This window comes from Methanobrevibacter arboriphilus (assembly GCF_019669925.1).
GTDB lineage: Archaea > Methanobacteriota > Methanobacteria > Methanobacteriales > Methanobacteriaceae > Methanobinarius > Methanobinarius arboriphilus_A.
Genome location: NZ_AP019779.1, coordinates 580,184 through 594,721, shown reverse-complemented (window position 1 = coordinate 594,721; position 14,538 = coordinate 580,184). Strand labels below are relative to the sequence as shown.

Genomic DNA, 14,538 nt, shown 5'->3' with positions numbered 1-14,538 from the left:
CATCTCATTATATTACTAATTTAATTAATTGACTAAAAAATATAATATAATATTTAATATAACAATAAAAAACATAGATATTTAATAGATATTTGAAAAATTAAATATGTTATATTTTTTACTTTTTTCTTATATAAATATGATGATTTATTTTAAACTAGCTATTTTTAACCTTATTTTTATTATTCTTACTATCGTATTTAGATATTTAAAATAGATTAAAGAATAAATAAGAGATAAATAGTACTTTTACATTATAAATAATATAAATAAATTTTTAGTATTATCAATTTTTTAGGTTTAAATATTTTTAAGTTTAAATATCAATTTTTAAATAAATAACTAACTAATATATTAATTTTTAAATAACACTAATTAATTATGTAATTTTAAATTAAATAAATAACTAAACTAATAATTAAACAAATAATTTTTTTAATGATAAAGACAAAATAAATAATATGGTTTTATTGTCATTTATAAATCCTCTTTCAGAAGAAGGTCAAGAGATAGTAAAGGAAAAAGGAAATCTTGAAAACGTATTCTCTTCTAATGATGAATTAATTTATATTGCTACTCATGACAAACGTCAAAATATCGATGATGATTCACTCATACCTGAAAGCTATGGAGATTTAGCTATTAAGCGTATCCAATGGTATATTGAAAGAAAAAACAATAAAAATTTTAATAATGATGATTACAGCTATTTATTCAATGAAAAAATTACTGAAGCTGATGTTATTTCTTTTCATTTAATTTCTCAAGCAATAGCTACTAAACTCAGCCCAAATTCTCGTGAAGCAAGATTTTTTGTAGAATCTCAAGGAAAAATCATTGAAGAAAGAATAGTTAAATTACCAGAACAGGAAAGAAAAGAAATTGTAAACAGAATCTTGAATCAATTAATCTTTCAAGAAAGCATTAACTGGAAATTCTTAAAAGAATTAGTAGCTAGTAAAAAGATTTCTCTAACTGATCTTGTTTTAGATGAAGGAAATATAATTTTAGATAAAGAAGACTTTATTAATCGTTTTGGAAATAAATTTAAAGATAGAGCTCCTGATAGAATGTATGATATTATAATTGGGGATAGTATTAAAGAGTTAATTTTAACTAAAATGATTATGCAGAATACTGAAAATTATCTTCAAAAAATAAGAGAGATGTCATCTAAAATAGAGGTTCATCCAGCTATATCCGAGCTTTCAGAAAAGATTGCACAATCTATTTCTGAGCTTACAAGTAAATATAGTGGATTCTATGGAGTTGGTGTGTCTGAAGGGTCCATGAAAATTGGAAAGTTAATAAAAGAAGCTTTTCCTCCATGTATAGCAACTACAGTTGAAGGTGTATCATCAGGGGGTAGAAATGATGCAATTGTTTTACTTTTAACCTCGTTTGTTTCTTATGCCCGTCTTTATCCTGCTATTTTTAGAAATGAGGGTGTAGATGTTAAAATTTCTGATATTGATCCTAATCTTACTATTACTTTAAATGAAATTTTACCACTTATTTATGAAGCTGCTGACAATTGTTCTCCTCCACTCTTTGATGATCAGCCACAAGAGAAGATAAATATAACTTCAAAACTTGGTTTTGGAATGTATGAAAATCCTGAACTTGATCATGAAGGTGAAACAACATGGTATACTCCTATGAGTTGTGAAAAGATTAAAATGCATTTACCTCAATTGTGTAGACCTGATAAATTATGTGCAAAAATAGGAAATCCTCTTTCTTACTATTCAAGAGCTAAATGGTTGATGGAAAAAGAAGGAAAATCTGCTAATAATGGTAATAGTAATAATAATGGTAATAGTAATAATGATTAATATTAATAGTAACAATATTGATAGTAATTATAATGAAAAATAGGATTGACTTTAGATATAAGTTCAAATAATTTTTATACATACTTATGGCACATTCATGGTGATATTATTTTTAAAACAGCTACCTTAGAAGAGCGGAGAAGATATTATAGGGAGGAATGGTCTGAAAAGGATTTGCCTAAATTCATTACAGATGAACTTAGGATGAGGGAATTTGGGTTTGATCATTTAGGACATGGCCCTAATGATAGATATAAAGTTTTTAGAGGTAAAGATTCTCTTAGAAGATTTCTTAGATATAAAACTCCTTTTGCAGCTTATATATCTGTAGCTTTTTATAATAATCCTCGAAGAAGGGGAGATTGGATTAAATCAGAATATGTTTTTGATGTTGATGCAAAAGATCTTCCTATAAGATCCTGTGATTGTGATGGTGTTTGTGAAATCTGCCTTTCTGAAGCTCTTGAAATAGTAAATAACTTGATAGATACTCTTGAAAGTGATCTTGGAATAAAAAACATCCATCTTATATATTCTGGTCGAGGATACCATATAAGAATATTGGATGATGATATAATGGATTCAGATAGTGAACTTAGGTCTGAAATTCTAAAATATGTAGCTGGAGCAGAAGTTCCAAAATTAAAGTATGGTAATATATCTGAAGGTAGTGGGAGTAGCTATAATTTTGAACATTTTTCTATTCCAATAGCTTATCCAAAGGTTTTTACAAAAAGACTAAAATATAATATCCAACATTTAAAGGGAACTGAAGAAATTGATGATATAAACAAGAAACTATTAAAGGATATTATTAAAAATAGGGATCTTTTGGAGGATAATCAGTGGGGTATTTTCAGGAGTAAAATCGGTCCAAGAAGATATAAAAATATGGTTACTGGAATGGCAAGGGTTAATTTAGCTACTATTGATGCAAAGGTTTCAATAGATCTTAAAAGAATTTTAAGATTGCCTACTTCTCTTCATTCAAAGGTTAGTATGAAATGTGTTGAAGTAAAAGATCGTGAATGGTTTGATCCATTTAAAAGTGCTGTTCCTAAGTTTGTAGAAGAAAGAGAGTAATATATTAATAAATATAAACTTGTGGTCTAAATATTATATATTATTAATTTATATATTATTAATATTTTATGTATTATTATTAATAATAATAATTTTTTATAGTGTTAGTATTACTATTAATAATTTTTTTTATATTGTTAATAGTTTTTATATTATTAATATTACTATTAAATATTATATATTATTAATATTATGTATATTATTAATAATTTTTTTATATTATAGTTTTTTACTATTTTATTGTTTTTTACTATTTTTATTGTAATTTTATTATTTTTATTATTTTAATGTCTATTATAGCTTTTATTATTATTTATCAATTCTTGTTTTGGATTTTTTTGATCTGTTTATTTATGTTTGATGCTTCTTTTTTATTATATAAATAGAAGCCTGCCCATATTAGAATAGTAAATGTGAGAGCGATTAATATCCATATAATAATTCCTAATCCATAATTTATTGGAATCCATCCTACAAATAAAGATGTGATTATTAAAATACTCATTCCAATAGACATTTGTATTAAAAATTGTTTTAACAAAGATAATTCATTGTTTTCATAAACTATTGAAGGTAAAGAAAATCCAATGCCTATAACCATAGCTGCGATTGAATAGGTTATGAAGTTATTTATTAATAATTCTTGAAACTCTTTTCCTCCAAAATAAATCCCAAATATACTTAAAATTATTAATATTAATGACCCTATTGCCATTCCCTGGACAGTTAGTTTAATATATTCTTTCATAGAAATTCCTCCTAATTATAAACCAATATGTTTCTTAAATGTAGGTAAATATTTTCTTGAAATGTTTGATTCTAATCCATTTTTCATTTTAACATGCATAATTCCCTTAAATAATGGAATTACATTATCAATTTCTTTTATGTTAATTATCGTTGATTTAGAGATTCGAAAAAAATTTTCACCTAATATCTTTTCTAATTCATATAATCGTTTATTTGAAGTGTACTTTTCATTTTTATCATAAACAATGACTTGATTATTTGCTGATTGAACCATGAATATTTCTTCAATAGATTTTATGAATATTTTATGCTTATTTTTTAGAATTATTAATGAGCTTGATTGATTTTCAAGTGTTTCAATAGCCTTTTGAATTTCATCAGTTATTTTATCTGTGAAAATTATTGCATAAGGCTCTTTTATTTCATTAGATAATTTTATTTCAACTTTCAAACTATTCCTCCTTTATCTTATCAGTGAATATCTATCTATATGTATTTACTACAAAAATAATCTTTTTGGAGGATTTAATAAGTTGTATATATCCTTAGCTAAGTGGTAAAAATAGAAGTTTAAAATAAGAATTAAGTTTACTTTTAAAAGATAAAAAGATAAAAAATTAAATAAAAAGATAAAATTAAATAAAAAGATAAAAGATAAAAAATTAAAATTTAATAGTTAGTAACATATTTTACATGGACCATAATATTGTCTAGCATAAGATAATGATACATAACTTATATATTTCATATTTCCATGTTTATATGCATGATATTTTGCTCCAGTCCTTGTTATTATTACTTGTCCTCCACTATTCTTTTTTGGTGTTGTTTTTTTGACTATCTTAATTCCTTTTACTGTTTTTTTGTTATTAGATTTTTTTAGTTCATTGATTTTATTTTTATAATCAACATTGAAAATCTTATTGTATTTTTTATAGTATGAACTGATAGATACTTTAACAGTTTTATATTTCCCAGGTTTTAATGCAGGAACATAGTTTTTTTTAATGTATTTTCCTTTTGAATATGTGCCTAAATAATTACCTTTAGCTGTTGCATCTCCAGTATTTTTAATAGTTATATAGTAATTATTATTTTCCCGTTTAACTTTAGTTATTTTGAGATCTGGTTGTTTTAAAAAATTTACTGTGACTTTTTTAATTTCTGATAAACCTAAATTTGAAGCATAAAAAGTCTTATACATTGAATAACCATTTTTACTCTTGTAATTTTTAAAATCAATTTTATCTTTTAAAGTTTTTGATTTACCTTTATTATCACTAATTTTAATAGATGAAACTTGTTTGTAATCTTCTGTCCAGATACTTCCAGAATTAGAATCAAACTCAACTTCATAATTTTCAGCATTATTAGAGTAATAATAGATATCATTTTCATCATGCAATGTATATGTAGCAGCTGAAGCAGCATTTAGACTAAAAAAAGCTACTAACACAAAAAAGCATATTATTAACAATTTACCTGCATTTTTCATAAATAATCAAAACCTTTCAATATTATTATAGTAATAATATTTTGTTTGGCAATAATATATAAAAGCTTTTAAAATATTTTCTTATTTTGTTTATTTATTTTTAATTGTATACATTAAATTATTTTAACTATATTCTATAATATTAATATAAGGGTGATAAACATGAGTGAAGTTAATGAAATTGGTAAGAAATTTAAAACACTTTTAAAATTAGATAAATCTCCTTTAGCTATATATGAATCAGAAAATCTTCCTGAAAATGCAGTACCTATATGTTCAGTGGATCGTTGTGTTGCAAAAGCGATTTTTCTAACTTCTGCTAATGATAATATAAATTCTTTATATATAAATAATAAATCACTTAAAGGATGTTGTCCAGGATCAATCACATATCTTGGGTTTGGAAAACCAGCTAAATTTATTAAATATTTTGTTTCTACTGGTAAAGAAAATTTTAGAGGCGGAGATGCTGAATATCTTAAAGCAAGCCCAGATGATGTTGAAAAATTTTTGGAATCTATTGGAGAAATAAAACAAATTGAAAAAAATCTTATAATTCAAAGATGTGAAGATGTGAAATATGATATTGATGATATAAACCTTAAATCAATTCTTATTTTTGGCGATGCTGAGCAAATACGAAATTTAAGCAACTTAATATATTTCAAAAATGAGAATACTTTTGGTGGAATTAGTATGCCTTTTGGACCATCATGTGCTAGTTTTATTACATATCCTACAGGAATAGCTGAAAAAACACCTGAAAATACTTCTTTTTTAGGACCTGTTGATCCAACTGGAAATAATTGGTTTCCATCAGACTATTTATCTATGGGAATACCCATAAATATTGCAATAGAATTATATAATGATATTGATGATTCATTTATTTCTAAACGACCGAAAGTTGCATTTCCACAAAAATGAATATAAATTTTTATGGTTATATTTTTCTATTTTAACTTCATGGTTATACTTTTCCTATTAATTTCCTGGTTATATTTTTCCTATTAATTTTTTTTATATAAAATGTGTTTCATTAAAATGTTTTCATACTATTTTTAGGTTTTTAAATTAGAAAGCAAGTTCTTTTTTGATTAATTTTGTGTTATTTATCTGTAGCTTGTATAATTGAATGACCTTAAAGTATATACGTCTAACTGATAATATTATAATAACAATTCATTATAGAAGATAAATAATTTTTTTCTTTTAATGATTAAGGTTGTGTTATTATGAATACATTTGAAGTTATAAATAAAAGAAGAAGTGTAAGAAGTTTTTCAGATGAAAAAATTGATGAGAATGATCTTGAAAAGATTATCGAAACTGGTAAAATTGCTCCAGTAGCTGGAAAATTTCAAATTACTGTAGTTCAAAATAAAGAAATTTTAAATAAATTAAATGATGCAGTTAAAAAAACTTTAAAAGCCTCTGGAGATGAAGCTAGAATAGCTCAAGCTGAAAATCCTGATTATAATGCATTGTATGGAGCTAATACTTTTGTTTTATTTTCAGCACCTGATGAAAATCCTTTTGGAGCATTGGATATTTCACTTTCAGCTGAAAATATCATATTGGCAAGTACAGAATTGGGATTAGGAACTTGTTATATGTTAACACCAGTATTTCCATTACAATCTCCAGAAAATGAAGAATTACTTAAAGAATTTGAATTACCAGAAGGATATAAACCAATTGGAGCTGTTGTCATTGGTAAAGTATCTTCAGGTATTCAATATCCAGAAAGGAATGATTTGGATAATGTAAATTATGTGAAATAATCACATAACTTTTTAATTATTTTTTATAAAGAATAATTCTTAGATTATACTTTTGATTATGAATTTTTAATTTAAATTTTACTTACTGAATATTTTTATTTATTATTTATTGAATGTCTTTATTTTTTATATTTAAGATTTCAAATATTGAAGAAAATATAAAAATTAGGAAATATAAAAATTATAATACTTAATTATAGTATCCAACTATAATATATCACTATAATATCTTACTATAATATCTAATTATAATCTCCATTTTCCTGTTTTATTTTGAATATCAACCATTCTCTTATATAAACCATCTATTTGATTTAATTCTTGAGGAGAACCTTTTTCAACTATTTTTCCTTCTTTTAAAACTACAATTTTATCAACGTTTGCTATTGTACGCATTCTATGTGCAATTACAATAACAGTTTTGTTTTTAATCAATATAGATAGTGCCTTTTGAATTTCAGATTCATTTTCTACATCTAAAGATGCTGTTGCCTCATCTAATAAGATTATCGGTGCATTTTTGAGTAGTGCTCTAGCTATTGATATTCTTTGTCTTTCTCCTCCTGATAATAATGACCCATTTTCTCCAATTAATGTATCATATCCATCTGGAAGGTTTTTTACAAATTCATCACATCTTGCCAGTTTTGCTACCTCATATACCTCTTCATCACTTGCTCCATGAGATCCTATTCTTATATTTTCTTTCACTGTATTATTGAATAGAACTACATCCTGGAATACAATCGCATAATTTTTGAGTAGTGCTTCTGGATCAATTGTTTTTAGATCAACACCACCTAATGTTATTTTTCCCTCATTAGCATCCCAAAATCGTGCTGCTAATTTGGATATTGTACTTTTTCCTCCTCCTGATGGACCCATTAATGCTGTTACTTCTCCTTGTTTTGCAGTGAAGTTAATGTTTTTTAAGATATCCTTATCTTCTTTGTAATTAAAACTAACATCTTTGAAAGTAATATCATATCCATTATTTGAGTATTCTATAGATCCATCTTGGACTGTTTGACTTTCTATTTTTTTCATTCTGTTAATTTTAACTCCTGCCATAAATGTTTCAGCTAAAAATTCTAAGGCACCTTGAATTGGTAGATATATAAATGCTGCAGCTATTAAATATAATATAAACATTAATAAGCTAATTTGACCATCTACTAATAGAGTGGATCCCACAATCATTACAGACACAATGCCTAATTTAAGTACCATTTGACCAGATATTACACTAGTGCCTGTTACTAATTCACTTTTAATAAGAGAGGATTCAATATTTTTGATCTTTTTGTTTAGACCTCTTAAATAATCATCTTCGTAATTATATGCTTTTAATTCTTTTATTGTTTCAATAGATTCTTGAATTCCATCAGTACCGGTTCTACGTTTTTTTATTATCTTTTCACTATTTTTTTCCTGTATTGATCTTGAAACAATAACTATTAAGAATGATACTGGAATAACCCATAGTAAAGCAATAGATAATGGGAGGTTGAATAATAACATTCCAATAGATATAATAACTAATGAAATTACCGAACCAGCTAATTCAGGAATTGCATGAGAAAATGCATGTTCTAAGTCAGTACAATCTCCCATAATAGTTGTTGTCAAATCAGATAAATTCTTTTTTTCAAAAAATGACATTGGAAGTTTTCTTAGCTTTTCTGCAAGTGTTATTCGTCTAACTTCACTTTCTTCATAAGTTGCATTGTAGATGAAATGGTATTGTTTTGACTTTAATATATAGATTATTGCTAAAACTATTATTATTAAAATTATAAATCCTATTAAATCTAATTTAACAGAAAAAATACTTGGATCAGGTATATATTGAGACAAAAACAAAACAAATAGTATAACAGGTAACATTAAACTAAAATCTAAAAGAGTTGTATATACTATTCCTTTCTTTAAGTTATTAGCTCCTTTTTTACTTAATGCAAATTTTTTAGCTAGATATTCATCTATCATTATTACACTCCCTCTTTTTCATTGTCTAAATTTATTGGAGATTGGAAATTTTTCACTTTCCACTGTACAGATTCATTATAGTTATCCCACATATTTTTATAAAAACCATCTGCTTCAATTAGCTCATTATGTGGTCCTGATTCTATAATCTCACCAGATTGTATTACAAGTATTTTATCTACATTCTTAATTGTAGATAACCGATGTGCTATAATCAAGACGGTTTTTCCTTCTGTAATTTTTTTAAAAGCTTTTTGTATTTTGTATTCATTTTCAGGATCTGCAAATGCTGTAGCTTCATCTAAAATAATTATTGGAGCATCTTTTAATATGACACGAGCTAAAGCTATTCTTTGTTGTTCTCCTCCGGATAAATGAACTCCTGATTTTCCAATAACTGTATCTATTCCATCAGGTAATTTTTTTATAATATCATCACATTGTGCAGCACTCAATGCTTCTAATACCTCTGATTTTTTAGCATCTTTTTTAGCAATTAAAACATTGTTTAATATACTGTTTTTAAATAGTTGTGTTTTTTGAAAAATAAATGAAATATTTTTCATTAACTCTTTTTCTTTAATATTTTTTACATTTACATCTCCGATTAATATTTCTCCACTATCTACATCCCAGAATCTTGGAATCAATGTAGCTAAAGTAGTTTTACCTCCTCCTGAAGGACCAACTAATGCTATAGTTTCATTTTCTTTAATTTCGAAATTGATATTTTTTAAAGTTTCCTTTGTATTTCCTGGATACTTAAATGAAACATTATTAAAATTTATTTGATGACTTTTAATATGTTGAGGATTTTTACTTTCTTCTAATGGTTTTGTATCTAATATTTTTTCTATTTTTAGTAGAGATTGTTTTGCAATCATCCAATTTTGGCTTGAAAACATGATTTTATTCATTATTAAAGATGCTATTGGAGTTAAAATAATGTAAAATATTAAATCTAAAAATAAAGAAGGATTAAATGTAGAACCTATTAATAATATTCCTGCAGGTATTAATAATGCAAAAAATCCATTTATTGAAACAGTAAAGCAAGTATATGGGACTTGACATGAAATTGAATAGCTGGTTACAAATTTACTATAGTCTTTAATTGTTTTGTGGAAGTTTTTAAAAGAAAAAATACTTTGTTGGAAAGTTTTTGTAACAGGTATTCCTCTTACATATTCTACTGCTTCAGAATTCATATCTTCTAAAGATTCTTGATATTTTATTAGCATTTCTTTATTACTTCCTCTCATCATAGGCATAAGTATTAATAATGCTATTGTCATTGGAATTAAAGATAATGCTCCGAAAAACCAATTATAGCTAAATAATAATACTAAAAAAGCTATAGGAGTTACTAATGCACTAATTAAATCTGGTAAGGAGTGAGCTAAGAACCCTTCTGTTGTTGCAGAACTATAATCAATAATTTTACGTAAACTTCCACTACTCTTATTTGAAAAAAATCCTAAGGGTAATTTTAATAAGTGGTTCATAGTTATAATTTTCATATTTCTTTCATTTCTAAATGCAGATAAATGTGTACACATTAATGCTACAAAATAGATGCCTATAGATAATATTCCATAAAATAATGCCATCCATCCATAATGGGCTAAATTTACAGCATTTGAATAATTTGGCATTACTAATATTATCTCTTCAATCATTTTCCAAATATAAATAAAGGGTATTAATCCTAAAACAGCGCTAATACCTGCTAAAATACATCCAATGATTGTTAGGTATTTATATTTTCCTGAAAAACTTAATAAACTTAAAAATTTATTGTCTTTTTTTTCATATAATTTCATTTTTTTCCTCTTATATTATTATTTTAACAATTATCATTTTAATAAATTTTTAGGCACACCTAAATTTATAATAATCCGAAAAGCCATTCATATTTTTAAAACAATTTAAAAAAATAAATATATTTAAAATGACTTTAAAATTTATTAAAACTAAAATTAAAATAAAAAAACCATTAAAATTATCTAATAATAGATAATTTTAGTTAATATATAGATATTTAATATTATAAGTTAATATTAGATAAATATTTAATATTATATATATTTAATATTATAATTATTCAATATTATAAATATTTAATATATAATTATTCGATATTATAATTATTTAATCATAATAAATATTTAGCATTGATAAATATTTAATTGGATTTATTGGTCATTTTATTTACAGTTAAAGTATATTAACACAAGAAATATATAAATATAATCGAACTAAAAAGACAAAACAATCCAAATAGACAAAATAAGTAAATATATTTATTTTTTTTGTAATCTATATTGACTTGGAGTGAGTTTATAATATTCTTTAAATGCAGCAGAAAATTTACTAGGATTTTTATAACCTACCTTATTAGCTATTTCACTAATTTTATAATCTTCTTTATTTAATAATTCTTTAGCTATTTGTAAACGATACTCTTTTCTCCAAGCATACACTGGTTTGCCATAAATAGCTTTAAAAGAAGTTTTCAATGAAGTAATACTAATATTATATTTTTTTGATAAGTATTCGAGAGTTATAGGATTATGAATGTTTTTTATTAATTCTTTTTTTATAGCTTTAATAGTTTCCACTTGTTTTTTTGAAAATTTTGGCCTATTTTCAATTGTATTGTTTAAAGGAGTTATTTTTAGAAATAAAAAAAGTTCTAATACTTTTAATTTAAAATACATTTTCTGAATCTTTTCATCTACATAATACATCTCATTAAAAATATGTTCTATCTCTTCTGTAGATTTAATTAAAAGAAAATCATTATTTTCAGATATTTTATTGTATAGCTCATTTAAATCAAATGAATATCCAAATACATTTTTTAAAAAAGATTTAGCAGATTTTTTATTAATATATATTTCTATTCCTTCATAATAACCTAAAGGAAATGTTGAATAACTTTTTTCTGAAGTTTTTGTAGCTACAACTAAATCTCCTTCTTCTAAATAATGGTATTTTCCTTTAAATTTACATTCAAATCTTCCTTTTTTGCAATGATTAATAGTAATTTCTTGATTTGAGTCTATTCTTTTAAATTCATTTATTTCAAATCCATGAATTTCATTATGTACTAGATAAATGCCTGGAAAAACAGCATAGCTTACCATTTTTCCATTTCCAGACTTAAAATCAAAGGAATAAACTGTTTTAAAAGAACTTTCATTAAAAATATGCATTGACTTTTTATTATATTTTTTATCAATCTTTAGTTTTAATGGATTGTTTTTCATGATAATCATTAGTTATATGCAATTTTTTAACAATTAATCATTGATCAGACGATTAATCACTAATATGATTAATCATTAATTAAAATTAATTATTAATTAGATAAATAATTATTAATATAATTATTAATAGAATAATTTTTGAATAAAGTTTTTCTATTAATATGATATATAGATATTATAATATATAAAATTTAGGTAAACCTAAATATTTAAATATTTTTTATAATTTTATATGCAATAATGTTTATAATAATGCAGTATATGTTATTTTTTCACTCTATGGGCTGTTTATTGAAAATTCAAGGTTTAATATTGTTAATTAAAATAGTAATTTATGAATAGAAATATAAAAGATTCAAACAATAAATATATTTTCAAAAAAATGATGATTAATCTTATTTTTTAGTGTTTTTATTACTAAATAAGAATATTTTAGGATATTAAAACCTATTAATCATAATTTAAATAAATATAGTTATTTCATTTAGTTTTTTCATCTTTAATTCATAAGTTAGAATTAAATTCTATTAAAAACTTTTAATTTTTTAAATAATTGAAAATATTATAAATATAAATAATTAACATTAAAATTTTAATAAATAATATTTTAATAATCTAAACTTTTTTTATTATAATAATACTTTTCCATGTTTTTTATTGAGGATTCTATTTATTTCAATAATCTTTATTAATAGTTATAAATATAATATTAATAATTATTATTAAAATATTAAAGTGGTTTATATGAGCTTTGAAGAGGAAATAAAAGGATTTATAAAAGGGATACCTGAAAAATTAGAATTTACTGATTCTGAAAAAACAACAAAGATTGCATTAATACTTTATTGTTAAGAGAAATGGATCATGATACAACAAAAACTTATGGAAGTTAAAGTCGAATAAGCTGGAGATATTGGGGCTAAATGGGAAAAAAATATTTTGATATTATAAAAAATTAATAATGGTGTGTTGGATGAAAAAAAATGATAGGAGTAGTATTAATCCATTTACTGGAAAAAAACATTTAGATATTGTCAATGATGATAAATTATTGAATCAATCTTATGTTGAGTATAATAATATTGTTAATCAATGCGAATTATTAGATGAAACATCTAATGGTCAACTATTATCTGATGTTTCATTAAAGTTAATCGATGCAGTAGAAAATTATTTATTAAAAATTGAAAGATCTGATTACACTAGAAATTACTATGATTGGGAATTTCATTTAGTCTTAAATGATACATTAAATGCTTTTTGTATGCCTGGTGGTAAAATTATCATGTTTTCAGGAATCTTATCAATTGCAAATAATGAAGAAACATTAGCATTTATTTTAGCCCATGAAATGGCTCACGCATTACTAGATCATTCTAGAACTCAAGTGAGTGCACATAATGTTAAAAATAGTATAACAACTGTATCAAGGTTGGGAGCTATTGGTCTTGGTATGATTGGTTTAGGAGATTTAGGTTCTATTACAAGAACTGCAATAGATGTAGCTGATATTGGGTCTGAATATCTAGTAATGAAACCATTTGGTAGATCCCATGAATTGGAAGCAGATAAATTAGGAATGATGATAATTAATTGGGCAGGTTATGATATTAGTAAAATACCTACATTTTGGCAAAAAATGAGTGAACATAATTCAAATAAACATGATTTTTTCTCTACTCATCCATCAGATAAAAAACGAATTGCTGCAATGAATGAATTAGTTTTAGAGATATCTAATCAAAAAGATTTCCATAATATTCCTGTTTTGTCAGAAATATCTAATCAAAAAAATATAGAAAACCAAAAATCAAAAAAAGTAGATTTGATTGAAAAGAAACCTTTTAAGAATGGAAATTTCTGTTCAAAATGTGGAAATAAGGTAGGGATAGGTGCAAAATTCTGTTCAAAATGTGGTAACAAATTAAAAATAGAATTTAAATGTAATAATTGTGGAAAAAAAGTAAAAGAAAATGATTTATTTTGTTCTAAATGCGGAAATAAACTTAATAACTAATGGAACTGAATAATAAAAAACTAATATTATGAATAATATTGAAAATTAAGGCAGAAATCATGTTAAATATTTTAAATAAAATAAAGTGTCATATTTAATAATTGCTATTCAGATTTTACTTTTATCATTTATTTCTATTTATAAAAATTTTTCCATAGTTTTTTAATTTGTATTTTTTTATTCTAATTTTGACAATTATTTTATTTATTATTATCATAAATAATATTAAAAAATTCTAATAAGTTGAAAAATTTTAAAATACATTATTGTATTCTTTACTCTTCAGAAGTAGTTATAATTATAGATGTGTCTT

The 14,538-nt window shown here is 23.9% G+C and carries 11 protein-coding genes; 5 read left to right on the top strand and 6 right to left on the bottom strand.

Annotation, left to right across the window (positions count from 1 at the left end; translation table 11 throughout):
- Window positions 1-461: 461 nt before the first annotated feature.
- Together priL and priS are read left to right on the top strand one after the other, a co-directional pair.
- The gene (priL, locus tag MarbSA_RS02430) at window positions 462-1,835 is read left to right on the top strand and encodes a DNA primase large subunit PriL (RefSeq protein WP_221061784.1); all 1,374 of its coding nucleotides are present in this window, start codon (window positions 462-464) and stop codon (window positions 1,833-1,835) included.
- Window positions 1,836-1,943: 108 nt separating this feature from the next.
- Window positions 1,944-2,918 (top strand): DNA primase catalytic subunit PriS, encoded by a 975-nt coding sequence (priS, locus tag MarbSA_RS02425; RefSeq protein ID WP_221062044.1) that lies wholly within the window; start codon window positions 1,944-1,946, stop codon window positions 2,916-2,918.
- Window positions 2,919-3,234: 316 nt separating this feature from the next.
- Here the strand turns inward: priS and MarbSA_RS02420 are convergent, their stop codons facing one another.
- The 3 genes from MarbSA_RS02420 to MarbSA_RS02410 form a co-directional block, all read right to left on the bottom strand.
- Window positions 3,235-3,666: a DUF3021 domain-containing protein gene (locus MarbSA_RS02420; protein ID WP_042704327.1), complete on the bottom strand. Its 432-nt coding sequence runs from the start codon at window positions 3,664-3,666 to the stop codon at window positions 3,235-3,237.
- 15 nt (window positions 3,667-3,681) lie between these two features.
- Window positions 3,682-4,119, bottom strand: a complete 438-nt coding sequence (locus MarbSA_RS02415; protein ID WP_221061783.1) for a LytTR family DNA-binding domain-containing protein — start codon at window positions 4,117-4,119, stop codon at window positions 3,682-3,684.
- Between the two features lie 225 nt (window positions 4,120-4,344).
- Window positions 4,345-5,163: a CARDB domain-containing protein gene (locus tag MarbSA_RS02410; protein WP_054835783.1), complete on the bottom strand. Its 819-nt coding sequence runs from the start codon at window positions 5,161-5,163 to the stop codon at window positions 4,345-4,347.
- Between the two features lie 162 nt (window positions 5,164-5,325).
- On the opposite strand from MarbSA_RS02410, the gene MarbSA_RS02405 reads away from it, so the two are divergent.
- Both MarbSA_RS02405 and MarbSA_RS02400 read left to right on the top strand, forming a co-directional pair.
- The gene (locus tag MarbSA_RS02405; RefSeq protein WP_054835265.1) at window positions 5,326-6,090 is read left to right on the top strand and encodes a DUF169 domain-containing protein; all 765 of its coding nucleotides are present in this window, start codon (window positions 5,326-5,328) and stop codon (window positions 6,088-6,090) included.
- Between the two features lie 308 nt (window positions 6,091-6,398).
- Window positions 6,399-6,947, top strand: a complete 549-nt coding sequence (locus tag MarbSA_RS02400) for a nitroreductase family protein (RefSeq protein ID WP_221061782.1) — start codon at window positions 6,399-6,401, stop codon at window positions 6,945-6,947.
- Window positions 6,948-7,193: 246 nt separating this feature from the next.
- Here MarbSA_RS02400 and MarbSA_RS02395 read toward each other — a convergent pair whose 3' ends face one another.
- The 3 genes from MarbSA_RS02395 to MarbSA_RS02385 all read right to left on the bottom strand — a co-directional run bounded on the left by MarbSA_RS02395 (window position 7,194) and on the right by MarbSA_RS02385 (window position 12,208).
- A complete protein-coding gene (locus MarbSA_RS02395) occupies window positions 7,194-8,936 on the bottom strand; it encodes an ABC transporter ATP-binding protein (RefSeq protein WP_054835264.1) in 1,743 nt (580 codons plus the stop codon).
- A gap of 2 nt (window positions 8,937-8,938) precedes the next feature.
- Entirely contained in the window at window positions 8,939-10,759 is a 1,821-nt protein-coding gene (locus MarbSA_RS02390; protein ID WP_221061781.1) for an ABC transporter ATP-binding protein, read from the bottom strand.
- Between the two features lie 480 nt (window positions 10,760-11,239).
- The gene (locus MarbSA_RS02385; RefSeq protein WP_221061780.1) at window positions 11,240-12,208 is read right to left on the bottom strand and encodes a helix-turn-helix domain-containing protein; all 969 of its coding nucleotides are present in this window, start codon (window positions 12,206-12,208) and stop codon (window positions 11,240-11,242) included.
- 973 nt (window positions 12,209-13,181) lie between these two features.
- Here MarbSA_RS02385 and MarbSA_RS02380 point away from each other — a divergent pair.
- Complete coding sequence (locus tag MarbSA_RS02380) at window positions 13,182-14,225, top strand: M48 family metallopeptidase (RefSeq protein ID WP_221061779.1); 1,044 nt, start codon at window positions 13,182-13,184, stop codon at window positions 14,223-14,225.
- Window positions 14,226-14,538 lie beyond the last annotated feature (313 nt).